Raw genomic sequence first — 23,579 nt, 5'->3', positions numbered from 1 at the left:
GCTTATTTGGCCGCCAAGCGCTGCCAGGTCTCGATCACCGTGTCCGGGTTCAGCGAGATCGACACGATGCCTTCCTCGGCCAGCCAGTCGGCGAAGTCCGGGTGGTCGCTGGGGCCCTGGCCGCAGATGCCGATGTACTTGCCGGTGGCGCGGCAGGCACGGATGGCGCGCGAGATCAGCGCCTTGACAGCCGGATCACGCTCGTCGAAGTCACCGGCCAGTTGCTCCAGGCCGGAGTCGCGGTCGAGGCCCAGCGTCAGCTGCGTCAGGTCGTTGGAGCCGATGGACATGCCGTCGAAATGCTCCAGGAACTGCTCGGCCAGGATGGCATTGCTCGGCACCTCGCACATCATGATGATGCGCAGGCCGTCGACGCCGCGCTTGAGGCCGCGTTCGGCCAGCATCTCGACCACGCGCGAGGCCTGCTTCACCGTGCGCACGAAGGGCACCATGATCTCGATGTTGTCCAGGCCCATGTCCTTGCGCACGCGCTTGAGGGCCTCGCACTCCATCGCAAAGGCGTCCTGGAACTCGCCGCTGATGTAGCGGCTGGCGCCACGGAAGCCCAGCATCGGGTTCTCTTCATCCGGCTCGTAGCGGCTGCCACCGATGAGCTTGCGGTACTCGTTGCTCTTGAAGTCGCTCAGGCGAACGATGACCGGGCGCGGGAAGAAAGCGGCCGCGATGGTGGCGATGCCTTCGGCCAGCTTGTCCACGTAGAAGGCGCGCGGCGAGGCATGGCCACGGGCGACAGACTCGACGGCCTTCTTCAGGTCGGCGTCGATGTTCGGATAGTCCAGGATCGCCTTCGGGTGGACGCCGATGTTGTTGTTGATGATGAACTCGAGCCGCGCCAGGCCCACGCCGCCCGAGGGCATCTGCGCGAAGTTGAAGGCCAGTTGCGGGTTGCCCACGTTCATCATGATCTTGATGGGGCAGTACGGCAGCTCGCCGCGGTGCACCTCGCTGATCTCGGTCTCCAGCAGGCCGTCGTAGATGTAGCCGGTGTCGCCTTCCGAGCAGGCCACCGTGACGAGCTGGCCGTCCTTCAACAGGTCGGTCGCGTCGCCGCAGCCAACCACGGCCGGGATGCCCAGTTCACGCGCAATGATGGCCGCGTGGCAGGTGCGGCCGCCCCGGTTGGTGACGATGGCGCTGGCGCGCTTCATGACCGGTTCCCAGTTCGGGTCGGTCATGTCGGTGACGAGCACGTCGCCCGGCTGCACGCGGTCCATCTCGGCCACGCTGTCCACCAGCCGCACAGGGCCGGTGCCGATCTTCTGGCCGATGGCGCGGCCTTCGGCCAGCACGGCACTGTGTGCCTTGAGCTTGTAGGCCAGCTCGACTTGGCCGGCCATCTGGCTCTTCACCGTTTCCGGGCGGGCCTGCAGGATGTAGATCTTGCCGTCGACGCCGTCGCGGCCCCACTCGATGTCCATCGCGCGGCCATAGTGCTTCTCGATGATTAGCGCGTACTGCGCCAGCTCGGTCACCTCGGCGTCGTTCAGCGAGTAGCGATTGCGGGATTCGACCGCCGTGTCCACGGTCTTCACCAGCTTGCCGCTGGCAGCCTTCTCTTCGGGCGACGCGAACTCCATGCGCAGCAGCTTGGAACCCAGGTTGCGGCGGATGATGGCTAGCTTGCCGGCCTTCAGCGCGGGCTTGTGGACGTAGAACTCGTCCGGGTTCACGGCGCCCTGCACGACCGTCTCGCCCAGGCCGTAGCTGGACGTGATGAAGACGACTTCCTGGAAGCCGCTCTCGGTGTCGATGGTGAACATGACGCCGGCCGAGCCGAGGTCGCTGCGCACCATGCGCTGCACGCCGGCGGACAGCGCCACGTCGTTGTGGGCGAAGCCCTTGTGCACGCGGTAGCTGATGGCGCGGTCGTTGTAGAGCGAGGCGAAGACCTCGCGCATCTTGTGCAGCACCTCGTCGATGCCGACGACGTTCAGGAAGGTTTCCTGCTGGCCGGCGAAAGATGCGTCGGGCAGGTCTTCCGCCGTGGCGGACGAGCGCACAGCGAAGCTCACGCCGGGGTTGTCGGCGGTGAGCTGCGCGAAGGACGAGGTCACGCCGGCTTCCAGGTCGGCCGGGAAGGGTTGGCTCTCGATCCAGCCGCGGATCTCGGCGCCGGCCTCGGCCAGCGCGCGGACGTCGTCGGTGTTGAGCGTGGAGAGGCGCGCCGCGATGCGCGCGTCCAGCCCCTCGTGCTTGAGGAACTGCCGGAAGGCGTGCGCCGTCGTGGCGAAGCCACCGGGCACCCGCACGCCGGTCGCAGACAGCTGCGAGATCATTTCGCCGAGGCTGGCGTTCTTGCCGCCAACTGCCTCGACATCGGTCATCCTCAGATTCTCAAACGGTACGACCAGGGCGGTCGCCTCGAACAGGGTGGACATGGGGAAACTCCGGGAGGTTGAAAAACCGGTGCCGTCGCGTCGTTCGGGCCGTCCATGTGGGGCACTGCCGAGCAGATGTGCTCAAGGCAGGCGCGGCTCCGTCCATTTCTGGATTCTTCTGGGAGGAAGGAGGCGCGCATGGGGCTGATCGCGAGGAATTGGGCGGATTCTAGGCGGTCCGTACCGGCGTGTAACCGCCTCGGCTGCAGGGTGGTGGCTGAAGCAAGCTCAGCCGAGTCGCTGGCTATCATGGCCTCGCCATTGAACTCCGAGGGTCGTTGCCATGATCGCCAGAACCGTCTACTTCGTCTCTGACGGTACCGGCATCACCGCCGAAACCTTCGGCAACTCTATCCTGGCGCAGTTCACGATCAAGGCCCGCCATGTGCGCCGGCCCTTCGTCGACTCCGCCGAGAAAGCCCATGCCGTCATCGCCGAGATCAACGAGACGGCCGCGCGCGAGGAGCAGCGGCCCATCGTCTTCGCCACGCTGGTGGACCGCGACGTGCTGAAGATCGTGCGCGAGCACTGCCTGGGCCGCGTGATGGACATGTTCGGCACCTTCATCGAGCCGCTAGAGGAAGAGTTCGGTATCAAGAGCAACCACCGCGTGGGCCGCTTCTCGGACGTGGCGCAGAGCCAGGAGTACCACGATCGCATCGAGGCCATCAACTTCTCGCTGGCGCACGACGACGGCCAGAGCAGCAAGAACCTCGACGTGGCCGACGTCATCCTCGTCGGCGTGTCGCGCTCGGGCAAGACGCCGACGTCGCTCTACCTGGCCATGCAGCACGGCATCAAGGCCGCCAACTATCCGCTGATCCCCGAGGACTTCGAGCGCCGCAAGCTGCCGCCTTCCTTGACACCGCACCGGCGCAAGTGCTTCGGCCTGACCATCGACCCCGAGCGGCTCAGCCAGATCCGCAACGAGCGCCGCCCCGGCAGCAAGTACGCCGACGTGCTGAACTGCCGCTACGAGGTCAACGAGGCCGAGGCCATGATGAAGCGCGACGGCATCTCCTGGCTGTCGTCCACGCACAAGTCCATCGAAGAGATCGCGACGACGATCCTGCGCGACATCCGGCCGGATCGGCTGATGTACTGATGCAGAAACGGCGCCCCCACGCATCCTGCGGATGCTGCCCCCCGAGGGGGCGCTGAACTGATGCCAGTTCACGCCTTAGCCCTCGTCCTCGTCGCCGCCCTCCTCCACGCGCTCTGGAACCTGGCCGCCAAGAAGTGGGGCGGCGGCCCGCATTTCGTGTTCGCCTGCGCCGTCGGCGTCGTGCTGTTCTGGCTACCAGCGGTGCTGTGGATCGACCTGGGCGAGCTGCCGCACTGGTCGCCGTTGCTCTGGGGCTTCGTCGTCGCCAGCGCCATCGTGCACCTGCTGTACTTCAACTGCCTGATCGCCGGCTACCGGGCCAGCGACCTCACGGTCGTCTACCCGGTCGCGCGCGGCACCGGGCCGCTGCTGTCGGCAACCGCCGCCGTGCTGCTGCTGGACGAGCATCTGGGCGCCCTCGGCGTGCTGGGGTTGGCCGGCGTGGTGGGCGGCATCCTGTTCATCACGATGGGACCGCGCCTCCTTGGCCGGGGTGTGGACCCGGAGGTCACCGCCACCATCCGCCGCCGCCAGGGCGTGTACTGGGGCGTGGCCACGGGCGCCTTGATCGCCGGCTACACGGTGCTGGACGGCTACGCGGTCAAGGTGCTGGCCGTGTCGCCGCTGCTGTTGGACTACTGCGGCAACGTGCTGCGCGTGCCGATGCAGTTGCCCATAGTCCTGCGCAACCGGCACAGCTTCCGGGCCGAGTTGCGGCGCACCTGGAAGGGTGTGCTGGCCGTGGCCACCATCAGCCCGCTGGCCTACGTGCTGGTCCTGCTGGCCGTGCGCGACGCGCCGCTGTCGCGCGTGGCACCGGCACGGGAGGTGTCGTGCTGTTTGCGGCGCTGCTGGGTGGGCAGTTGCTGGGCGAAGGGGAGAAGGGCTGGCGGCTGGCGGGGGCGGCGCTGATTGGGACCGGAGTCATTGCGCTGGCGTATTGACGGCTCATGAGCACCACTCGGTGGCATCGGGCCGATATCCATGTTTCGGCCGGCCTCCTGCCACTTGTGCGACTCGGCTGCGGGCTTCTCGCCTTCTTGCGGTGGCCAGCCGCTTCAACCGGACTAAAACTGCCACAGAGGCCGTCACCGTCCAAGCAGGCAAGAAAAAAGCACTTAGCAATTTCTCGCCAAGTGCTTGATTCATCGAGATTGTTTGGTGGGCCCTGAGTGACTCGAACACTCGACCTACGGATTAAGAGTCCGCTGCTCTACCAACTGAGCTAAGAGCCCTGAGTCAACCCGGGCGACCGAGCTGAGCCAGCGATTGTAGCGTCGATTCCGTCGAATCAGCGCTATAAAACCTGGTGGGACGTGCAGGATTCGAACCTGCGACCAACGGATTAAAAGTCCGCTGCTCTACCGACTGAGCTAACGTCCCGTGTCAAGCAGAGCCCGCCATTATAGGCAGATATTTTTATGCTCCACAAGAAGTTTCAAGCATGGGCCGTCACGATGTCGTCCGCGCCAGATGCAGGCGCTGCAACTCGGCCGCCGCGCACAAGCCGAAGGTTGCCGTGACGGCGACGCTGGAGCCGTAGCCGTGGCAGTTCAGGCTGCCGTCGCCAGCGCCGAGAATCTCACAAGCTTCGCCCTCGCCCTGCTGAGGCAGGTGCACAGGCTCCAGTGAGTAGACACAGGCCACATCCAGCTTGCCGGTGCGCGGCGCGGCGTGGTGCTTGCGCAGGCGCTGGCGCAACGACGCCAGCAGCGGGTCGTGCGTCGTGGCGCTGAGGTCAGCAATCTGCACGCGATGCGGCTCACGCTTGCCGCCCGCTGCGCCGACGGTGACGAAGGGCAGTTCGCGCTCACGAGCCCACGCCGCAAGCGTGGCCTTGGCGCGGATCTGGTCGCAGCAATCGATGAGCCCGTCGAACTCGGCGCCACCCATCAACGCCGGCCAGTTGTCGGGCTCGACGAACTCCTCGATGACATGCACCTTGCAGCCCGGGTGGATGTCCGCAATACGCAGGCGCAGCGCCTCGGCCTTGGCCATGCCGACGGTTGACCCCAAGGCCTGAATTTGCCGGTTGATGTTGGATTCGGAGACCTGGTCGAGGTCGATCAACGTCAGCTCGGCGGCGCCGCTGCGGGCCAGCGCCTCGACGGCCCAGGAGCCGACGCCGCCCAGGCCCACGACCGCGAAACGTGCGGTGCGCAGGCGCTGGTAAGCAGCGTCGCCATGCAGGCGGCGCAGGCCACCGAAACGGCGCTCGAGATCAGCCTCGCCGAGCTGATCCGCGACCATCACTTCAGGCTAGCCAGGCGCTCTTTGCCCGCTTGCGCGGCTTCGGTGCCGGGGTAGGCCTTGATGAGGTCTTCGATGCTGCGACGCGCAGCCTTGTTGTCCTTCAACTCGGCTTGGCAGTTGGCCAGTGCGAGCAGGGCTTCGGCGGCGCGCGGATGATCCGCATTGCCGGCGATGAAGGCTTTGAAGGTGGCGATCGCGTCCTTGTAGTCGCGCTTGCCGTACTGGGCGTTGCCGAGCCAGAAGCGCACCGAGTCGGTGTAGCCGCTGGCGGGGTAGCGCTTCAGGAATGCATTCAGCGCGGCGACAGCCTCGGCGAAGTCGCCGCGACGCACGAGGCCGACGGCGGCGTCGTACTGGCCGCGTTCATCGGGGCCGACCTGGAACTCGCGGCCGTCGAGAGCCACCTTCTGGGGCTCTAGCGGCTTTAGGCGGGCGTCGACGGACTGCGTCTGGTCGGCCAGCTTGCGCTGGGTGTCGGACAGGTCTCGGGCAAGTTGCTCGTTGGTGCCGCGCAATTTGGCCAGCTCGCCGCGCAGCCCGTCGAGTTGGGTGTTCAGCTCCAGCATGCTGCGGCGCAGCGGCTGCAGCTGATCCTGGACCAAGGTGCTGACCTGCTCGGCGCGCTGCTTGGCGGCATCGTCGTTGGCCTGGATCTTGGCGCGTAGTTCGAGGATGGCCTTGCGGGCTTCGTCATCCTCGAACAGGCCGGCGCGGGCCGGTTGCACGAAGGCCGCGCCTGCGGCGAGGGCCAGGAGCGTCAGTCGCATCAGGCGCAAGCCACGCATCACTTGTCCTTGAGCTCGACGCGACGATTCTTGGACCAGGCTTCCTCGGTACTACCTTGAACGGCCGGGCGCTCCTTGCCGAAGCTGACGGCTTCGACCTGCCCAGCGCCCACGCCGAGCAGCGTCAGCGACTTCGCAACAGCTTCAGCACGGCGCTGGCCGAGGGCCAGGTTGTACTCGCGGCCGCCGCGCTCGTCGGTGTTGCCTTCGAGGCTGAGCGCCAGCTTCTGGTTGTTGTTCAGACGCTTGGCGTGCACCTCGATCAGCGGGCGGAACTCTTCCCTGACGGCGTCGCTGTCGAAGTCGAAGTAGACGACGCGCTTGTCGCGGACTTGTTCGGTGTACTGCGCGTTCAGGTCGATGGTGGCGACCTTGGTCTGTGCCATCGGCTCCGTCTTGCCTTGCGGCGGGGCGGCCGGGGGAGCCGTGGGCTCGGCCGTGACGACGGGCGCCGGGTCGTCCAGTTTGACGGAGGAAGCGCAACCAGCCAGGGCGGCGGCAGCAATCAGGGTGAGCGCAAAGCGAGTCAGCTTCATTTGAGTAGTCTCCACAACAGACGGGGGGCGGGTGAAAAGAGCATGGTTGGCAAGGGTGCCGGCGCGGCATTGTCCGACACGGTGCGAGCTGTCAAGTTACTGGGGCGTAAACGGCCCCCAGGCGGGTTCGCGCACTTCGGCCAGCGTGACGAGCAAGGGCGTCTTGATCTTGCCGTCGAGCGTGGTGGTCATCAGCACTTCCTTGCCACCGGCGCGGCTGGCATAGACGATGAGCTTGCCGTTGGGTGAGAACGCCGGGCTCTCGTCGTCGTTGGCTTCGCTGATCTGCTGAGACTGCCCGGTGCCGAGGTCCATCACGCTGAGGCGGAAGGCGCCGCCGACGCGCGTGATGTAGGCCAGCGTGCGGCCGTCGGGGCTGATGGCCGGACTGATGTTGTAGCTGCCGCCGAAGGTGACGCGCTCGGCCGAGCCGCCGCTGGCAGGCATGCGGTAGACCTGCGGGCCGCCGCCGCGGTCGCTGACGAAATAGATCTGGCTGCCATCGGGCGAGTAGCAGGCCTCGGTGTCGATGGCGCTGCTTCGCGCAATGCGGCGCACGCCGGAACCGTCACGGTTGATGACGAAGAGCTGGGTGCCACCTTCGCGCGACAGGCTGACGACCAGTTGCGAGCCGTCCGGCGACCAGGCCGGGGCGCTGTTGGTGCCCTTGAAATCGGCCAGCACACGGCGCGCGCCGGTCTGCACATCCTGGATGCGCACGGTGGCCTTGCGGCTTTCGAAGCTCACATAGGCCAGCTCGCGGCCATTGGGCGCCCAGGCGGGCGACAGGATGGGCTCGGGGCTGGTCAGCGCGACCTTGGCGCTCTCGCCGTCGGCATCGGCGATGACAAGGCTGAAGCGTCGGCCCGCCTTGGTGACGTAGGCCATGCGAGTGGCGAACACGCCCTTCTCGCCGGTGAGCTTTTCGTAGACCACGTCGGCGATGCGATGGGCCGCGAGGCGCGCATCGTCGGGCAGCACAGCCTGGGCCTGGCCGATGATCTCCGCGCCCTTGACGACGTCCCAAAGCTTGAAGCGGATGTCCAGCCGGCCGTCGGCCAGGCGGTTGATGGAGCCGGCGACGAGCGCGTCGGACTGGCGCGCGCGCCACTCGGGCCACACGGGGACACTGGTTTCGCTAAACGCACCCGGCGCGTCGACGCTCTTGAACAGGCCGCTGCGCTCCAGGTCGGCGCGAATGATGGCGGCGATGGGCTGGGGCGACTTGGACTCGTCGCGGAAGTCGGCAATGGCGACGGGGATGCGCGAACCGCCGACACCGGCAATGTCGATACGGAGCTGGGCGAGTGCCGGGCCGACGCTGAACGCGGCAGCGAGGGCAACGATGGCCGCAAGGCTGCGGCGACGGAAAACTGTTTCGAGCATGGCGCGCGATTTTGCCGCAGCCGCAGCAGTTGTAACGTCAGACAAAGCCTTGTCCAGCGCAATCCCCACTACAGCAGGATGATGTCGTAGTGCTCGGTCTGGTTGGCCGGCTCGGCGGTCAGCGAGATGGGCTTGCCGATGAAGTCCGACAGCCCGGCCAGATGAGCGCTCTCTTCGTCGAGCATCATCTCGACGACATTGGCCGCAGCGACGACACGGAACTCGCGCGGCGAGAACTGGCGCGCCTCGCGCAGGATGTCGTAGCAGACCGAGCGCGCCGTCTTCACCTGGCCGCGGCCCTCGCAAGTGGGGCAGGGTTCGCAGAGCATGCGCGACAGCGACTCACGCGTGCGCTTGCGCGTCATCTCGACAAGGCCAAGCTGCGTGAAGCCGCCGACGGTGACCTTGGTGCGGTCCTTGCCCAGCTGCTTCTTGAACTCCGCCAGCACCGCCGTCTTGTGCTCCTCGCGCGTCATGTCGATGAAGTCCACGATGATGATGCCGCCCAGGTTGCGCAGGCGCAGCTGGCGGGCGATGGAACCGGCCGCTTCCAGGTTCGTCTTGAAGATGGTGTCGTCGAAATTCTTGGCGCCGACGAAGCCGCCGGTGTTGACGTCGACCGTCGTCATCGCCTCGGTCTGGTCGAACACCAGCGAACCGCCGGACTTCAAATCAACCTTGCGAACCAGCGCGCGAGCGATTTCGGCGTCGACATTGCACAGGTCGAAGATGGGCCGCTCACCGCTGTAGTGCGCGAGCTTGGCCGTGGCGGCGGGCATGAAGGTCTCACCGAACTCGCGCAGCACGTCGTACTGCATGCGCGAGTCGATGCGGATGTGACCGGTGCGTTCGGTGGTCAGGTCGCGCAGCACGCGCTCGACGAGGCTCAGGTCCTGGTGCAGCAGGCTGGCAGACGGCGTGGTGAGCGCCTTGTCACGGATCTGGTGCCAGGTCTTGCGCAGGTAGGCGATGTCGGCGGCCAGCTCTTCGTCCGAGGCGTCTTCCGCGTTGGTGCGCAGGATGAAGCCACCGCCGCCGCCCTGCTCCCTGCTACCCACCAGCACCTGCACACGCGCGCGCAGTGCTTCACGCGCCTCGGGCGAACCGATCTTCTGGCTGATGCCGATGTGCTCGTCCTGCGGCAGAAACACGAGCATGCGGCCGGCCACGCTGATCTGGCTGGACAGGCGCGCGCCCTTGGTGCCGATCGGATCCTTGATGACCTGCACGGTCAGCGGCTGGCCCTCGAAGACGAGGCGCTCGATGGGCGTCGGTGGGGCATCCGCGCTCTGGTGCCGGCCATGGCCGAACTGAGAGGCGCTGTGCAGGTCCGCCACGTGCAGGAAGGCCGCCCGCTCCAGGCCGATGTCGATGAACGCCGACTGCATACCCGGCAGCACGCGCACGACCTTGCCGAGGTAGACGTTGCCGACGAGGCCCCGCTCCAACGTGCGTTCGACGTGCAGTTCCTGCACCGCGCCGTTCTCGACCACGGCCACCCGCGTCTCCTGCGGAGACCAGTTGATCAGGATGTCTTCCATCGCGAACCTTTGAATGCTGACCTCTGCGCCCGGCAGGCGCAGATGTCAAAACTCGAATTGCCCGACTGGCCGCCCCTAGGTCAATTCACCCCCCTTTGCGGGCCTGGCGCGAAGCGACGGGTTCGGGGGCTCACAGTTCAAAACCGAATTTGTCCAACAGCGCGGTCGTCTCAAAGAGGGGCAACCCCATGATGCCGGTGTAGCTGCCGGCAATCTTCACGATCCAGGCCGCTGCCTGGCTCTGGATGGCGTAGGCGCCGGCCTTGCCGAAGGGCTCGCGGCTGGCGATGTAGCGGTCGATCCGCGCGGCGGACAACGGCGCGAACTCGACCTGCGAGACGTTCAGCGTCGCTGCGCGCTGGGTTGTGCTGGCCACGGCAACCGCCGTGATGACGCGGTGGCTACGGCCGGACAGCAGCGAGAGGATGCGGTGCGCATCGGCGTCGTCTTCGGGCTTGCCGAGGATGAGGTCGTCGACGGCAACGGTCGTGTCGGCGCAGAGGATGGGCGCCGGCGGCAGGCCACGCGCGGCCAGGCGTGCCAGCGCCGCGTCCAGCTTGGCGGCGGTGACGCGGGCGCAATAGGTCTCGGGCAGCTCACCGGCCCGCACGGCTTCCAGCGCCTCGGCGTCCTCATCGGGGCCAGGCAGCAGCAGCTCGTGCTCAACGCCTATCTGCGCCAGCAATTGGCGGCGGCGCGGGCTTTGCGAGGCGAGATAAATGAACTTATTCACGGTGATAGGGGTGGCCGGTCGTGACCGTCCAGGCGCGGTACAGGCCCTCGGCCAGCAGCACGTGGGCGAAGGCGTGCGGCAGCGTCAGGTCGGACAGGCGCAGCGTCTCGTCGGCGGTGGCCTTGAGGTCGGGATGCAGGCCGTCAGGCCCGCCGATGATGAGGGCGGCGTCGCGGCCCTCACCCATCCACAGCTTGAGTCGTTCGGCCAGTTGGACCGACGTGCGGCGCTCGCCGCGCTCGTCCAGGATGATGCGGCGCACACCTTTCGGCAAAGCCGCCTCGATGCGCGCGGCTTCTGCGGCCATCAACTGCTCGGCCGTCTTGCTGCCGCGCGTCTCGGCCTTGACGGCCTTGAGTTCGAGCTTCAGTTCGGGCGGAAATCGCTTGGCGAAATCTTCGTAAGCGGTGTCCGCCCAGGCCGGCTGGCGCTGGCCGACAGCGACGAGAAAGAGGCGCATCAGCCTCTCTTCGGCGCTGCCTTCTTGGCCGTAGCCTTCTTGGCAACGACCTTGCTCGTCACCGTCTTCGCGGGCGCTGCCCTCTTCACGCCGACCGTCGTCTTGACCGCGACCTTTTTGGCCGCCGGCTTCTTGGCCGCCGGTTTGGTCACACCGACGGTGATCGTCTTCGTCGCAGGCGTCTTGGGGCTGACGACATGGCTGGGCGCCTTCCGAGCCGCTGGCTTCTTGGCAGCGGGCGCAGGCTTCCTGGCCGGCGCAGCGGGCTTCACGCCGACCGGGCCAAGCGGCATGCCGGACTTCTTTGCCGCTGTCTTGGCAGGTTTGGCGGAGGCATCCTCCGACGCCTTCACCAACTTGAAGTCACTCGCACCGAGCTTGATCTTGACGGGCTTGTCACCCCAGATCTCTTCGAGGTGGTAGTAGGTGCGGATGGCGGGCTGCATCAGGTGCACGACGGCAGCGCCGCAGTCCACGATGATCCATTCACCGTTGTCTTCGCCCTCGGTGCGCATGACCTGCATGCCGCGCCCCTTGACCGTTTCACGCACGCTGGACGCGAGCGCTTTGGTCTGCCGATTGCTGGTGCCGGAGGCGATGATGACGCGCTCGAACAAGGGCGACAGGTGCTCGGTATTGAACACGACGATGTTCTGAGCCTTGACGTCCTCAAGACCATCGACGATGGCTCGTTGCAGCTTGCGAATGTCCATTCAGGGCTTCTTCTCGTAGAGACGATGCGAGTCAATATAGCTCGCGACGTCGGCGCCCACCAAGGGGCAAATATCGTCGCCGCGGGCGATAGCCTCGCGCACGGCGGTGGATGAGATGGGGGTTTCCGGCAGATTCAACGCCTGCAGGCGGTGCGGCGGCATGCCGGGCGGCGTGACGACGGCTTCGCCGGCGCGCGGCACCACGACGAGGGTGGCGAGCGCCGCCACGGTCTCGGCACGGTACCAGGTCGGCAGGCGGGCGTACTGATCCTGGCCGATGAGGAACATCAACTCGGCGGCCGGGTTGTCGGCCTTGAACTCGCTCAGCGTGTCGGCCGTGAAGCTGGGGCCGCGGCGGTGCAGCTCGCGCTCGTCGACGGCAAAGCGCGGCTCGCCGGATGTCAAGCGCTTGAGCATGGCGGTGCGGTGTACGCCGGAAGCCATCATCTGATCCGGCTTCTGCCATTGGCGGCCGGCTGGCAGCCACAGGAATCGGTCCGGCGCCAGCGCGCCCAGCGCGAAGCGGGCGAAGGCCAGGTGGCCAAGGTGGGGCGGGTCGAAACTGCCGCCGAAGAGAGCCAACTTCATAGCCACAGCGCAGTCGGAGTTTCATCGGCCCAGTCACGGGGCCGCAGGAAGTCGCTGTACAGCCGCGCCTCGGGCGTGCCCGGTTCGGGCGCCCAGTCGTAGCGCCACTTCACCTGCGGCGGCATGGACATCAGGATGGATTCCGTGCGGCCACCGGACTGCAGGCCGAACAGCGTGCCGCGGTCCCAGACGAGGTTGAACTCGACGTAGCGACCACGCCGGTAGGCCTGGAAGTCGCGCTCGCGCTCGCCGTAGGCATAACCCTGGCGGCGCTCGACGATGGGCAGGTAGGCGCTTAGGAAGGCATCGCCGACGGAGCGGATCAAGGCGAAGCCGCCATCGAAGCCCCCATCGGCGTAATCGTCCAGGAAGATGCCGCCGATGCCGCGCGGCTCCTGCCGGTGCTTCAGGAAGAAGTAGTCGTCGCACCAGGCCTTGAACCTGGGATACAGCTCTGCACCGTGGGCGCCAAGCGCATCGCGGCAGACGCGGTGGAAGTGCTGGGCGTCGCGCTCGTAGCCGTAATAGGGCGTCAGGTCCATACCGCCGCCAAACCACGTCACAGCCGGCGCGTCGGGCGGCAGGGCCGCGAACATGCGCACATTCATGTGCACCGTTGGCACGAAGGGGTTGTGCGGGTGCATCACCAGCGACACGCCCATGGCCTCGAAGGGCGCGCCGGCCAACTCGGGCCGGTGCTGCGTGGCGGAGGGCGGCAGCACGCGGCCCTTCACGTGCGAGAAGTTGACGCCGCCGCGCTCGAAGACGGCGCCGCCTTCGATGAGGCGCGACAGGCCGTCGCCCTCCAGCCGGCCACCGGGCTCGCGCGTCCAGCCGTCGCTCAGGAAGGCGTTGCCATCGGCCTCCTCCAGCGCACTGACGATGCGCTGCTGCAGGCCGAGCAGGTACTCGCGGACGGCTTGGGTGTTGCTCAACGCTTGATGGCGCGGTGGCCAATGTCCGAACGGAATTGCCGCCCGGCAAACTGGATGCCCGAGGCCAGCTCGTAGGCGCTTTGCGCGGCGGTGCGGGCGGACTCGCCCAGCGCCGTCACGCAGAGCACGCGGCCGCCGCTGGTCAGCAGCTTGCCGTCGACCTCGGTGGTGCCGGCATGGAAGACCATGGCCTCGTCCTCGTCGGCGGGCAGGCCGGTGATGGCGTCGCCCTTGCGCGGATCGAGCGGATAGCCCTCGGCCGCGAGTACGACGCCCAAGGCCACGCGACGGTCCCATTGCAGCTCGACCTCGTCCAGCGTGCCGTCGGTGGCGTGCATCAGCAGCTCGAAGAGGTCGCTCTTCATGCGCATCATGATGGGCTGGGTCTCGGGATCGCCCATACGGGTGTTGAACTCGACGGTGCGCGGCTGGCCGTGCTCGTCGATCATCAGCCCGGCGTAGAGGAAGCCAGTGAACGGGTGGCCGTCCTTGGCCATGCCGGCGATGGTCGGATTGATGATCTCGTGCATGACCTTGGCATGCACGTTGGGTGTGACGACCGGCGCCGGCGAGTAGGCGCCCATGCCACCGGTATTGGGGCCTTCGTCGCCGTCAAGCAGGCGCTTGTGGTCCTGGCTGGTGGCGAGCGGCACGACACGCTTGCCATCGCAGACGACGATGAAGCTGGCTTCTTCTCCGGCGAGGAAGTCCTCGATGACGACTCTGGCGCCACCGGCGTTGTGGGTCACGCCCAGCTTGTTGTCCTCAAGGATCCACGTGATCGCCTCGTGGGCCTCGGCCAGCGTCATCGCGACGACAACGCCCTTGCCCGCCGCCAGGCCGTCGGCCTTGATGACGATGGGCGCGCCGCGGCCATCGACGTAGGCATGGGCGGCGGCCGGGTCGGTAAAGGTCTCGTAGGCCGCCGTCGGGATGCCGTGGCGCTTCATGAAGTCCTTGGCGAAGGCCTTGGAGCTTTCAAGCTGGGCGGCGGCCTTGGTGGGGCCGAAGATGCGCAGGCCACGCGCGCGGAACTCGTCGACGACGCCTGCGGCGAGTGCCGCCTCGGGGCCCACGACGGTCAGCGTGATCTTCTGTTCGACGGCGTAGTCGGCCAGCGCCTTCACGTCGGTGACGGCGATGGGCACGGTCTCCAGCCGCTCGTCACGCGCCGTACCGCCGTTGCCGGGGGCCACGTAAACCTGGCTGACGCGCTCGGCTTGCGCCAGCTTCCAGGCCAGCGCGTGTTCGCGGCCACCATTGCCAATGACTAAAACTCGCATCAGTTCAGCTCAGCGTTGTGATAGACGGCTTGGGTGTCGTCGAGGTCTTCGATGATGTCCAGCAGCTTCTGCATGCGCTCGGCGTCTTCGCCGGTCAGCTCGATCGTGTTCTCGGGGCGCATGGTCACTTCCGACAGCTCGGGCACCAGGCCGGCGGCTTCCAGCGCGGCCTTGACGGCTTCGTAGTCGGCGGGCGCGGTCAGCACTTCGATGCTGCCGTCGTCGCCGGTGATGACGTCCTCGGCGCCGGCTTCCAGCGCCACTTCCATGAGCTTGTCTTCCGACGTGCCGGGTGCGAACAGCATCAGGCCGACATGCTTGAACTGGAAGGCCACCGAGCCGTCCGTACCCATGTTGCCACCGTACTTGCTGAAGGCGTGCCGCACCTCGGCCACGGTGCGGACGTGGTTGTCCGTCATCGTGTCGATCATGATGGCCGCACCGGCGATGCCATAGCCTTCGTAGCGGATTTCCTCGTACGTCAGGCCATCGAGGTTGCCACTGGCCTTGTCGATGTTGTATTTGATGCGGTCGGCCGGCATGTTGGCGGCCTTGGCCGAGGCAACCGCCAGGCGCAGGCGCGGGTTCTCCTTGATGTCCGGGGAACCCTGGCGCGCGGCGACCGTGATCTCACGGATGATGCGTGTCCAGATCTTGCCGCGCTTCTCGTCCTGGCGGCCTTTGCGGTGCTGAATATTGGCCCATTTGGAATGACCAGCCATGTGTTCGGCTCCTGGCAGGCGCATCGAAGGCGACCTGATTTATCGTTGGCAAGCTCGCGATTTTAGAGGACGCTCCCCGACCATGACGATTAGTGACCCCATCCTGCTGGCCCGCCATGGCGACATCGAGTGCCTGCTGCTGCCCGCATTGGCCAATCGCCACGGCCTCATCACCGGTGCCACCGGCACCGGCAAGACCATCAGCCTGCAGACGCTGGCCGAGAGTTTTTCCCGCCTCGGCGTGCCCGTTTTCATGGCCGACGTGAAGGGCGACCTGACGGGCATCAGCCAGCCCGGCAACCCCAGCGAGAAGCTGCTCGCCGTGCTCAAGGAGCGCGGCATCGACGCGCCCGCGAAGCTGGCCTGCCCCACCACGCTGTGGGATGTCTTCGGCGAGCAGGGCCACCCGGTGCGCGCCACCGTGTCCGACATGGGCCCGCTGCTGCTGAGCCGCATGCTGGCGCTGAACGAGACCCAGGCCGGCGTGCTGCAGATGGTGTTCAAGATCGCCGACGACAACGGCCTGCTGCTGCTGGACCTGAAGGACCTGCGCGCCATGCTGCAGCACGTGGGCGACAACGCGAGTCAGTTCACGACCAAGTACGGCAACGTCTCGGCCGCCAGCGTGGGCGCCATCCAGCGCGGGCTGCTGCAGATCGAGGCCCAGGGCGGGGACAAGTTCTTCGGCGAGCCGATGTTGAACATCGCCGACTTCATGCAAACGGAGTCGGGGTTAGGCGTCATCAACGTCTTGGCCGCCGACAAGCTGATGAACGCGCCGCGTCTGTACGCGACCTTCCTGCTGTGGATGCTGAGCGAGCTGTTCGAGACGCTGCCGGAGGTGGGCGACCTGGACAAACCCAAGCTGGTGTTCTTCTTCGACGAGGCCCACCTGCTGTTCAAGGACGCGCCTGACGCCCTCGTCGAGCGCATCGAGCTGGTCGTGCGCCTGGTGCGCTCCAAGGGCGTCGGCGTCTACTTCGTGACGCAGAACCCGCTGGACATCCCCGACGCAGTGCTCGGCCAACTCGGCAACCGCGTGCAGCATGCGCTGCGCGCCTTCACGCCGCGCGACCAGAAGGCCGTCAAGAGCGCGGCCGACACGATGCGCGCCAATCCAGGGCTGGACATCGTCACGGCCATCACCGAGCTGGCAGTCGGCGAAGCGCTCGTGAGCCTGCTCGATGAGAAGGGCCGGCCCAGCGTCACCGAGCGCGTCTTCGTGCTGCCGCCGGGCAGCCAGATCGGCGCGATCACGCCGGCCCAGCGCCAGGCGCTGCTCGCCAATTCGCTGGTGGCGGGCGTCTACGAGAAGCTGCTGGACCGTGAGTCCGCCTACGAGAAGCTGGCCGGTAAGCCGGCGGGTGGCGGCATGGCGGCCGAGGGTGGCCAGGTGTTCAAGGGAGGCCCCGCCGCGCCGGCACCCGCCGACGAAGGCGGCGGCATGCTCGACAGCTTGAAGGACGTCCTCTTCGGCACCACCGGCCCACGCGGCGGCCGCCATCCCGGCCTGGCCGAGAAGGCAGCTCAATCGGCCGTGCGCAGCATGGGCTCGGCCGTCGGCCGCGAAATCATCCGTGGCGTATTGGGCAGCATCCTCGGAGGAAGCAGCTCGCGGCGGCGCTGATCGGGTCGACGCGCCCGTCGCGTTCGTGCAGACTGCCCGCCGCGCCGGCTATCACGGGCCGGCGCCTGCAGACGTTCAAAACACAAGGGACATGGCATGAAGGCACTGACGCAATTGCGCATCGGACACCGGCTGGGCATCGCGTTCGCCGTGGTGCTGGCGTTGATGCTGGGGGTGGCCGTCGTCAGCGTGCGCGGCATCTACCGTGTGGCGGCCGGGCTGGAGACGGTCTACAAGGACCGCACCCTCCCGCTGGCCCACCTCGGCGAGCTGAACAGCCTGTCCACACGCAACCGGCTGATCATTGTCGAGATGCTGCGCGCACCAGGCTTTGACGAGATCAAGCGGCGCAGCGAAGAACTCAACGCCAACCTCAAGCACGGCCAGCAGCTGCTGGACCAGTACCTGGCCACCGAACTGACGCCCGAGGAGAAAGCCTTGGCGGCCCGCTTCACGCAAGCGCGCAAGGCCTACATCGACGAGGGCCTCGTGCCTGTCAGCGCCGCTATGTCCACCGGCGACATGAGCCTGGCGCTTCAGATCTACGAAGGCAAGACGCTGCCGCTGGCGACGCAGGCTCGCGAGATGTCGGACCAGCTCGTCAAGCTGCAGATCGATGTCGCCGCCGCCGAGTACCTGCACGGGCAGGACACCCGCACCTCCGCCGTGGCCACCACGGTCATCCTGACCACGGCGGCCCTCGTGCTGGGCGCGGGGCTGGCCTGGCTGATAACGCGCTCCATCACCGAGCCGGTGCGCCGGGCCGTGGGCTTTGCGCAGGCGGTGGCGGGCGGCGACCTGACATCGGCCATCGCCGCAGACGGCCGCGACGAGATCGCCACGCTGCTGGCCGCGCTCACGCAGATGAACGACGGGCTCGTCCACATCGTGCGTCAGGTGCGCGGCGGCGCGGACGCCATCCTGACCGGCGCCGGCGAGATCGCCAACGGCAATGCCGACCTCTCGCAGCGCACCGAACAGCAGGCGGCGAACCTGGAGGAGACGGCCGCCTCCATGGAAGAGATGACCGCGACGGTGCGCCAGAACGCCGAAACTGCGCAGACGGCGACGCAGCTCGCTGAATCGGCCAGCGGTGTGGCCGCGCGCGGCGGCGGCGTGGTGCAGCAGGTCATCAAGACGATGGGCGACATCTCGGCCAGCTCGCGCAAGATCGCCGACATCATCGGCACCATCGACGGCATCGCCTTCCAGACCAACATCCTGGCGCTGAACGCAGCCGTGGAAGCCGCGCGCGCCGGCGAGCAAGGCCGTGGCTTTGCAGTGGTGGCCGGCGAAGTGCGGGCACTGGCCCAGCGCAGCGCCCAGGCGGCACGTGAGATCAAGGGCCTGATCGGCCAGAGCGTGGACAACGTCGACACCGGCTCGCGGCTAGTCGGCGAAGCCGGCGAGACGATGACCGAGATCGTCAGCCAGGTGCGGCGCGTGGCCGACCTGATCGCCGAAATCGGCGCGGCCACGCAGGAGCAGACGACCGGCATCGGCCAGGTCAGCGAGGCGGTGTCGCAGCTCGACAAGGTCACGCAGCAGAACGCTGCCCTCGTGGAAGAGGCCGCAGCCGCAGCGGACAGCCTGCGCGGCCAAGCGCAGCGCATGAACGAGGTGGTGGGCGTCTTCAAGCTGGGCCGCGACCCGCACTGACCCGGCTGGCGCGCGAGGTAGCGCCGAAATGATGGAAACCGTATAAACCGTTTCCATCGATATGCACGCTACCCGCAAACCCCACCCTCCCGAACGCGCCAAGCTCGTGCGCGATGGCTTCACCATGCCCGAGGCCGACTACGCCTTGATTGCCCAACTCAAGCACCGCCTGCACGCCGCGCACCGCGAGGCCAAGAAGAGCGAGCTGCTGCGCGCCGGCCTGCAAGCGCTGGCCTTGCTCAACGCCAAGGATCTGGCCGCCGCGCTGGACCGGCTGGCACCGGTGAAGACGGGCCGGCCGCCCAAGAAGACTGAAGAATCATGAACGACGCAACCACGCTGTACTGGTGGCACCTGCTGTGCGCCATCGCCGGCCTCAACCTGATCGCCTGGACGGCCTCCACCGCGTGGCTGCACCGCCAGCGGCCCGACGGCTCGACCTGGCCGCACCAGCGCCTGCAACTGCTGCTGTCGGCCTTGTATGTGCTGGGCTGCGGTTACCGCTCGGTCCTGCCGGTGTTCGACGTGCCGCGCGTCGTCATGGTCGACTCCTGGGCTTCCAGCGTCATCGTCGGCCGCACGGTGGCCACCATCGCCGAGCTGAGCTTTGCCGCGCAATGGGCGCTGCTGCTGCGTGGTGCCGCGCTGACGACCGGACACCGCTTCGGCCTTTGGGTGGCACACGCCGTGGTGCCGATGATCGCCATCGCCGAGGTCCACTCCTGGTATGCCGTGCTGACGACGCGCAACATCGGCCACGTCGTGGAGGAGACGCTGTGGGGCACGGCCGCCGTGCTGAGCGTGCTGGCCATGCTGGCGATGTGGCCGCAGGCGAGCGCGCGCGGCCGGCGCTGGCTGGGCGTGGCCATCGTGGCGGGCGGGCTTTACGCGGCCTATATGTTCACCGTCGACGTGCCGATGTACTGGGCACGCTGGGTGGCCGACGAAGCTGCGGGCCGGGCCTACCCGACCGTGGCCGCCGGCATCGCCGATGCCTCCGGCCGCTGGACCGTCTCGCACGACTGGGCGCACTGGCGTAGCGAGGTGGTGTGGATGACGCTCTACTTCAGCGTTGCCGTGTGGATCAGCATCGGCATGGCCCACGCGCGGCTGCCTCTGCGCTTGGAGCGCCGTCCTTAGAATCGGCCGCATTGCGGGCCTGGAACACGGCCCGCTTCCATTTCCAGAGCCGCTGATGAGCAACCCCGCTGTACCCGCTGTGCCGACCACCTCCGCGACGAACTTCCTGCGCCAGCGCATCGAGCACGACCTCGAAACCGGCGCCTTCGCCGGCCGGCATTTCGGCGGCACACCGGGCGACGCCGCCCACCACGCGGCCGGCCCGCTCGATGAAGCGCGCATCCGCACCCGCTTCCCGCCCGAGCCCAACGGCTATCTGCACGTCGGCCACGCCAAGGCCATCTGCCTGAACTTCGGCTTGGCGCGCGACTACGGCGGCGCCTGCCACCTGCGCTTCGACGACACCAACCCCGAGAAGGAAGAGCTGGAGTACGTCAACGCCATCAAGGAAATGGTGCAGTGGCTGGGCTGGAGCTGGGGCGACAACCTGTTTGAAGCCAGCAGCTACTTCGACTTCATGTACGCGGCTGCCGAGGCGCTGATCAACGCCGGCCACGCCTATGTGGACGAGCAGAGCGCCGAGGACATGCGCGCCAACCGCGGCGACTTCGGCCGGCCGGGCGTCAACAGCGCCTTCCGCAGCCGCACGCCGGCCGAGAACCTGGCGCGCTTCCGCGAGATGCGCGACGGCCAGCATGCCGACGGCGCCATGGTGCTGCGCGCCAAGATCGACATGGCCTCGCCCAACATCAACCTGCGCGACCCGACGCTCTACCGCATCAAGCATGCGGAGCATCACGCCACCGGCAACAAGTGGTGCATCTACCCGATGTACACCTACGCCCACCCCATCGAGGACGCGCTGGAGCGCATCACGCACAGCATCTGCACGCTGGAGTTCGAGGACCAGCGCCCGTTCTACGACTGGCTGCTGGAGCACCTGGCGGACCTGGGCCTGCTGGCCCGGCCGCTGCCGCAGCAGGTCGAGTTCGGCCGCCTGAACCTGAACTACGTCGTCACCAGCAAGCGCAAGCTGCGCCAGCTCGTTGAGGAAAACCACGTCAGCGGCTGGGACGACCCGCGCATGCCGACGCTGGTGGGCCTGCGCCGCCGCGGCTTCACGCCGGCCAGCGTGCGCGCGATGGTGGAAGCCACCGGCGCCAGCAAGCAGAACGCCTGGATCGACGACACCGTGCTCGACCAGGCCCTGCGCGCCGACCTGGAGCCGCAGGCGCCGCGCGCCTTCGCCGTGCTGCAACCGCTCAAGCTCAAGCTGACGAACTACGCCGAGGTCTTTGGCAGTGCCGACCACCGCGAGCCTTGCGAGACGGCCGCCCACCCGCACAAGCCCGAGCTGGGTCTGCGCCGCTTCAGCTTCGGCCCGGAGCTGTGGGTCGAGGCGGAGGACTACTTGGAAGTGCCGACCAAGGGCTACTTCCGCCTGTTCCCGGGCAACAAGGTGCGCCTGAAAGCCGGCTACATCGTCGAATGCACCGGCGCCGAGAAAGACGCCGACGGCAAGGTCACCGCCGTGCTCGCCACCGTCATCCCCGACACCAAGAGCGGCACGCCGGGTGCAGACGCCGTCAAGGTCAAGGGCACGATTGGCTGGGTCGGCGCGCACGAGGCCGTCGCGGCCGAGGTGCGCCTGTACGAACGGCTGTTCGCCGAGGCCCAGCCCGACGTCGGCGGCCGGGACTTCACCGAGTTCCTGAACCCCAACTCGCTGCGGGTCGTGCAGGCTTTCGTCGAGCCCTCACTGGCCGGCGCTGCGGCAGACCAGCGCTGGCAGTTCGAGCGTCATGGCTATTTCGTCACGGATCGGGTGGACCACCGCGCGGACAGGCCGGTGTTCAACAAGATCACCGGGCTGAAGGACAGCTTCACCAAGTGAGGGCGCGTCAGACGCGGCGGATGGTCGGGCTGGCGTAGTCGCGGCCCACGACGGCGCGGGCGAACAGGTAGTTCTGCAGCGCCCTGTCGCTCAGCGCGTCCAGCATCACGCCGCCGCACGCGTCGCAAGGAAAAGCCAGCGAACGGCCGGTCTGGAACAGGGACTCGAAGCGCAGCTCGTAGTCGTCGGTCATCAGGGGCATGGGGCGTGAGTTCATGGGGCACCTCGTCTTGATTGAAGACTAGGCGCCGCACCGGCCTACTGCGCGTGAAAACGTCGCACACCCGGCCGCCCACCCCCGCAGTTGGCGGGTCAGGCGCCAAGATGTCACGCCCTCACCGCAATGACGGGCACAGCAGCAACCCTGCAACCGGGAAGCGGGGAAGACCGCAGCGCACCCAATCGCCCCGTTAGGGCCGGGCGCTGACGACTCGCTTACTCGGCCAGATCCACCAGACGCCTGACCTTGACCTTGCGGCCCTTGAGCTTGCCGGCGGACAGGCGGCGCACCGCCTCGGCGGCGATGCTGCGTTCAACCGCCACGTAGCTATGGAAGTCAGTGACGTTGATCTTGCCGATCTGCGTGCCCGCAAAGCCCGCCTCGCCGGTCAGCGCGCCGAGGATGTCGCCGGGGCGGATCTTCTCCTTGCGCCCGCCGAGGATCTGCAGCGTGTCCATGGCTGGCAGCAGCGGGCCGCCGGGCGCGTCCTTCACATCGGCCAGCGGCTGCCACGCGAAGGCCTCGCCCTGCAGCTGCTCGATGCGACCGATGCGGCCCATTTCGTCCAGGCTGGCCAGGCTCAGCGCCAGGCCTTCCGCGCCCGCCCGCCCGGTGCGGCCGATGCGGTGCACGTGCTGCTCCACGTCGGCGCTGATGTCGACATTGATGACGCAGGCCAGGTTGGCAATGTCCAGGCCGCGCGCGGCCACGTCGGTGGCCACCAGCACCGAGACGCTGCGGTTGGCAAACTGGATCAGCACCTGGTCGCGGTCACGCTGCTCCAGGTCGCCGTGCAGGGCCAGCGCGATGAAGCCTTGCGCGGCCAGCACGGCCTCCAGGTCGCGGCACTGCTGCTTGGTGTTGCAGAAGGCGATCGCCGACTCGGGCCGGAAGGCGCGCAGCAGGCGCGGCACGGCGTCCAGCCGCTCGACCTCGCCCACCTCGAAGGCGATCTGGCGGATGGTCGACGCGGCGGCACTCGTTGAGCCAGCCACCTTCACCGACTGCGGATCGCGCATGAACTTGGCTGCGATCTCGGCCACGCCGTCCGGGAAGGTGGCCGAGAACAGCAGCGTCTGCCGCTTGGCCGGCGCGCGTTTGGCAATGGCCTTGATGTCGTCCAGGAAGCCCATGTCCAGCATGCGGTCGGCTTCGTCGAGCACCAGCGTGTTCAGCGCGGAGAGGTCCAGCGTGTCGCGCTCCAGGTGGTCGATGAGCCGGCCCGGCGTGCCCACGACGATGTGGGCGCCGAAGGACAGGCTTTCGATCTGCGGCCGCATCGGGCTGCCGCCGCACAGCGTCAGCACCTTGATGTTGTCGGCCGCGCGGGCGAGGCGGCGGATCTCCTGCGTGACCTGGTCGGCCAGCTCGCGCGTGGGGCACAGCACCAGGGCCTGCACGCGTGCCAGTGAAGCGTCCAGGCGGTGCAACAGCGCCAGTGCAAAAGCGGCCGTCTTGCCCGAGCCGGTCTGGGCCTCGCCGATGACGTCGCGGCCCGCGAGGGCGAGCGGCAGGCTGGCGGCCTGGATGGGCGTCATCTGCGCGTAGCCGAGCTGGTCGAGGTTGGCCAGCATGGCGGGGCTCAGCGGCAGTGTGGAAAAAGCGATATCGGTCATTGCGCGATTGTCCAGGAGGCTGTCGGGCTTGGGGTCGGGTGCTC

At 67.4% G+C, this 23,579-nt stretch carries 22 protein-coding genes and 2 tRNA genes; 7 read left to right on the top strand and 17 right to left on the bottom strand.

Annotation, left to right across the window (positions count from 1 at the left end):
- Positions 1-2: 2 nt before the first annotated feature.
- Positions 3-2,399 (bottom strand): phosphoenolpyruvate synthase, encoded by a 2,397-nt coding sequence (ppsA, locus tag ABIS05_RS25715; protein WP_348011631.1) that lies wholly within the window; start codon positions 2,397-2,399, stop codon positions 3-5.
- Positions 2,400-2,682: 283 nt separating this feature from the next.
- Between ppsA and ABIS05_RS25710 the strand changes: the two genes are divergently transcribed.
- Together ABIS05_RS25710 and ABIS05_RS25705 are read left to right on the top strand one after the other, a co-directional pair.
- Positions 2,683-3,504 (top strand): pyruvate, water dikinase regulatory protein, encoded by an 822-nt coding sequence (locus tag ABIS05_RS25710; protein ID WP_348011630.1) that lies wholly within the window; start codon positions 2,683-2,685, stop codon positions 3,502-3,504.
- Positions 3,505-3,564: 60 nt separating this feature from the next.
- Positions 3,565-4,416: an EamA family transporter gene (locus ABIS05_RS25705; protein WP_348011629.1), complete on the top strand. Its 852-nt coding sequence runs from the start codon at positions 3,565-3,567 to the stop codon at positions 4,414-4,416.
- Between the two features lie 247 nt (positions 4,417-4,663).
- Here ABIS05_RS25705 and ABIS05_RS25700 read toward each other — a convergent pair.
- From ABIS05_RS25700 to ABIS05_RS25635, 14 genes are all read right to left on the bottom strand, one after another.
- Positions 4,664-4,739: transfer RNA gene (locus tag ABIS05_RS25700), tRNA-Lys, on the bottom strand.
- A 72-nt stretch (positions 4,740-4,811) separates the two neighbouring features.
- Positions 4,812-4,887: transfer RNA gene (locus ABIS05_RS25695), tRNA-Lys, on the bottom strand.
- Between the two features lie 69 nt (positions 4,888-4,956).
- Entirely contained in the window at positions 4,957-5,754 is a 798-nt protein-coding gene (locus ABIS05_RS25690; RefSeq protein ID WP_348011628.1) for a tRNA threonylcarbamoyladenosine dehydratase, read from the bottom strand.
- On the bottom strand, positions 5,754-6,524 hold the full coding sequence (gene ybgF, locus ABIS05_RS25685) for a tol-pal system protein YbgF (RefSeq protein WP_348011627.1): 771 nt from the start codon (positions 6,522-6,524) through the stop codon (positions 5,754-5,756). The genes ABIS05_RS25690 and ybgF overlap by 1 nt, the downstream gene beginning before the upstream one ends.
- Positions 6,525-6,541: 17 nt before the next feature.
- A complete protein-coding gene (gene pal / locus ABIS05_RS25680) occupies positions 6,542-7,078 on the bottom strand; it encodes a peptidoglycan-associated lipoprotein Pal (protein WP_348011626.1) in 537 nt (178 codons plus the stop codon).
- Between the two features lie 96 nt (positions 7,079-7,174).
- Complete coding sequence (tolB, locus tag ABIS05_RS25675) at positions 7,175-8,464, bottom strand: Tol-Pal system beta propeller repeat protein TolB (protein WP_348011625.1); 1,290 nt, start codon at positions 8,462-8,464, stop codon at positions 7,175-7,177.
- A 68-nt stretch (positions 8,465-8,532) separates the two neighbouring features.
- On the bottom strand, positions 8,533-10,005 hold the full coding sequence (rng, locus tag ABIS05_RS25670; protein WP_348011624.1) for a ribonuclease G: 1,473 nt from the start codon (positions 10,003-10,005) through the stop codon (positions 8,533-8,535).
- 130 nt (positions 10,006-10,135) lie between these two features.
- Positions 10,136-10,738 (bottom strand): Maf family protein, encoded by a 603-nt coding sequence (locus ABIS05_RS25665; protein ID WP_348011623.1) that lies wholly within the window; start codon positions 10,736-10,738, stop codon positions 10,136-10,138.
- Positions 10,731-11,198, bottom strand: coding sequence for a 23S rRNA (pseudouridine(1915)-N(3))-methyltransferase RlmH (gene rlmH / locus ABIS05_RS25660; protein WP_348011622.1), 468 nt, complete (start codon positions 11,196-11,198; stop codon positions 10,731-10,733). The genes ABIS05_RS25665 and rlmH overlap by 8 nt, the downstream gene beginning before the upstream one ends.
- A complete protein-coding gene (gene rsfS, locus ABIS05_RS25655) occupies positions 11,198-11,911 on the bottom strand; it encodes a ribosome silencing factor (protein ID WP_348011621.1) in 714 nt (237 codons plus the stop codon). Before rsfS ends, rlmH begins: the two co-directional genes overlap by 1 nt.
- Positions 11,912-12,499, bottom strand: a complete 588-nt coding sequence (gene nadD, locus ABIS05_RS25650) for a nicotinate (nicotinamide) nucleotide adenylyltransferase (protein WP_348011620.1) — start codon at positions 12,497-12,499, stop codon at positions 11,912-11,914. It abuts the gene before it with no gap.
- The gene (gene hemF / locus ABIS05_RS25645) at positions 12,496-13,434 is read right to left on the bottom strand and encodes an oxygen-dependent coproporphyrinogen oxidase (RefSeq protein WP_348011619.1); all 939 of its coding nucleotides are present in this window, start codon (positions 13,432-13,434) and stop codon (positions 12,496-12,498) included. The genes nadD and hemF overlap by 4 nt, the downstream gene beginning before the upstream one ends.
- Entirely contained in the window at positions 13,431-14,717 is a 1,287-nt protein-coding gene (purD, locus tag ABIS05_RS25640; protein ID WP_348011618.1) for a phosphoribosylamine--glycine ligase, read from the bottom strand. The genes hemF and purD overlap by 4 nt, the downstream gene beginning before the upstream one ends.
- On the bottom strand, positions 14,717-15,439 hold the full coding sequence (locus ABIS05_RS25635) for a YebC/PmpR family DNA-binding transcriptional regulator (protein WP_348011617.1): 723 nt from the start codon (positions 15,437-15,439) through the stop codon (positions 14,717-14,719). The genes purD and ABIS05_RS25635 overlap by 1 nt, the downstream gene beginning before the upstream one ends.
- A gap of 82 nt (positions 15,440-15,521) precedes the next feature.
- On the opposite strand from ABIS05_RS25635, the gene ABIS05_RS25630 reads away from it, so the two are divergent.
- From ABIS05_RS25630 to ABIS05_RS25610, 5 genes are all read left to right on the top strand, one after another.
- Complete coding sequence (locus ABIS05_RS25630; RefSeq protein ID WP_407074860.1) at positions 15,522-17,066, top strand: helicase HerA-like domain-containing protein; 1,545 nt, start codon at positions 15,522-15,524, stop codon at positions 17,064-17,066.
- 96 nt (positions 17,067-17,162) lie between these two features.
- Positions 17,163-18,725 (top strand): methyl-accepting chemotaxis protein, encoded by a 1,563-nt coding sequence (locus ABIS05_RS25625; RefSeq protein WP_348011616.1) that lies wholly within the window; start codon positions 17,163-17,165, stop codon positions 18,723-18,725.
- A gap of 61 nt (positions 18,726-18,786) precedes the next feature.
- Positions 18,787-19,050 carry a hypothetical protein gene (locus tag ABIS05_RS25620; RefSeq protein WP_348011615.1) on the top strand — a complete coding sequence of 88 codons (264 nt, stop codon included), beginning with the start codon at positions 18,787-18,789 and terminating at the stop codon, positions 19,048-19,050.
- Positions 19,047-19,865: a hypothetical protein gene (locus ABIS05_RS25615; protein ID WP_348011614.1), complete on the top strand. Its 819-nt coding sequence runs from the start codon at positions 19,047-19,049 to the stop codon at positions 19,863-19,865. The genes ABIS05_RS25620 and ABIS05_RS25615 overlap by 4 nt, the downstream gene beginning before the upstream one ends.
- A gap of 55 nt (positions 19,866-19,920) precedes the next feature.
- Entirely contained in the window at positions 19,921-21,699 is a 1,779-nt protein-coding gene (locus tag ABIS05_RS25610) for a glutamine--tRNA ligase/YqeY domain fusion protein (RefSeq protein ID WP_348011613.1), read from the top strand.
- Between the two features lie 7 nt (positions 21,700-21,706).
- On the opposite strand, the gene ABIS05_RS25605 is transcribed toward ABIS05_RS25610, so the two are convergent.
- Both ABIS05_RS25605 and dbpA read right to left on the bottom strand, forming a co-directional pair.
- Positions 21,707-21,916, bottom strand: a complete 210-nt coding sequence (locus ABIS05_RS25605; RefSeq protein ID WP_348011612.1) for a hypothetical protein — start codon at positions 21,914-21,916, stop codon at positions 21,707-21,709.
- Positions 21,917-22,134: 218 nt separating this feature from the next.
- A complete protein-coding gene (gene dbpA / locus ABIS05_RS25600; protein WP_348011611.1) occupies positions 22,135-23,535 on the bottom strand; it encodes an ATP-dependent RNA helicase DbpA in 1,401 nt (466 codons plus the stop codon).
- Positions 23,536-23,579 lie beyond the last annotated feature (44 nt).

The organism is Roseateles sp. (assembly GCF_039929605.1).
GTDB lineage: Bacteria > Pseudomonadota > Gammaproteobacteria > Burkholderiales > Burkholderiaceae_C > Pelomonas.
Note: the sequence above shows the minus strand (reverse complement) of the source record. Positions and strands in the feature narration are given on the sequence as shown.

What these genes read in the sequence shown, in the direction of transcription:
- ppsA (WP_348011631.1), bottom strand. Translation starts at nt 2,399, where the DNA reads ATGTCCACCCTGTTCGAGGCGACCGCCCTGGTCGTACCGTTTGAGAAT.
- ABIS05_RS25710 (WP_348011630.1), top strand. Translation starts at nt 2,683, where the DNA reads ATGATCGCCAGAACCGTCTACTTCGTCTCTGACGGTACCGGCATCACC.
- ABIS05_RS25705 (WP_348011629.1), top strand. Translation starts at nt 3,565, where the DNA reads ATGCCAGTTCACGCCTTAGCCCTCGTCCTCGTCGCCGCCCTCCTCCAC.
- ABIS05_RS25690 (WP_348011628.1), bottom strand. Translation starts at nt 5,754, where the DNA reads ATGGTCGCGGATCAGCTCGGCGAGGCTGATCTCGAGCGCCGTTTCGGT.
- ybgF (WP_348011627.1), bottom strand. Translation starts at nt 6,524, where the DNA reads ATGCGACTGACGCTCCTGGCCCTCGCCGCAGGCGCGGCCTTCGTGCAA.
- pal (WP_348011626.1), bottom strand. Translation starts at nt 7,078, where the DNA reads ATGAAGCTGACTCGCTTTGCGCTCACCCTGATTGCTGCCGCCGCCCTG.
- tolB (WP_348011625.1), bottom strand. Translation starts at nt 8,464, where the DNA reads ATGCTCGAAACAGTTTTCCGTCGCCGCAGCCTTGCGGCCATCGTTGCC.
- rng (WP_348011624.1), bottom strand. Translation starts at nt 10,005, where the DNA reads ATGGAAGACATCCTGATCAACTGGTCTCCGCAGGAGACGCGGGTGGCC.
- rlmH (WP_348011622.1), bottom strand. Translation starts at nt 11,198, where the DNA reads ATGCGCCTCTTTCTCGTCGCTGTCGGCCAGCGCCAGCCGGCCTGGGCG.
- rsfS (WP_348011621.1), bottom strand. Translation starts at nt 11,911, where the DNA reads ATGGACATTCGCAAGCTGCAACGAGCCATCGTCGATGGTCTTGAGGAC.
- nadD (WP_348011620.1), bottom strand. Translation starts at nt 12,499, where the DNA reads ATGAAGTTGGCTCTCTTCGGCGGCAGTTTCGACCCGCCCCACCTTGGC.
- purD (WP_348011618.1), bottom strand. Translation starts at nt 14,717, where the DNA reads ATGCGAGTTTTAGTCATTGGCAATGGTGGCCGCGAACACGCGCTGGCC.
- ABIS05_RS25635 (WP_348011617.1), bottom strand. Translation starts at nt 15,439, where the DNA reads ATGGCTGGTCATTCCAAATGGGCCAATATTCAGCACCGCAAAGGCCGC.
- ABIS05_RS25630 (WP_407074860.1), top strand. Translation starts at nt 15,522, where the DNA reads ATGACGATTAGTGACCCCATCCTGCTGGCCCGCCATGGCGACATCGAG.
- ABIS05_RS25625 (WP_348011616.1), top strand. Translation starts at nt 17,163, where the DNA reads ATGAAGGCACTGACGCAATTGCGCATCGGACACCGGCTGGGCATCGCG.
- ABIS05_RS25620 (WP_348011615.1), top strand. Translation starts at nt 18,787, where the DNA reads ATGCACGCTACCCGCAAACCCCACCCTCCCGAACGCGCCAAGCTCGTG.
- ABIS05_RS25615 (WP_348011614.1), top strand. Translation starts at nt 19,047, where the DNA reads ATGAACGACGCAACCACGCTGTACTGGTGGCACCTGCTGTGCGCCATC.
- ABIS05_RS25610 (WP_348011613.1), top strand. Translation starts at nt 19,921, where the DNA reads ATGAGCAACCCCGCTGTACCCGCTGTGCCGACCACCTCCGCGACGAAC.
- ABIS05_RS25605 (WP_348011612.1), bottom strand. Translation starts at nt 21,916, where the DNA reads ATGAACTCACGCCCCATGCCCCTGATGACCGACGACTACGAGCTGCGC.
- dbpA (WP_348011611.1), bottom strand. Translation starts at nt 23,535, where the DNA reads ATGACCGATATCGCTTTTTCCACACTGCCGCTGAGCCCCGCCATGCTG.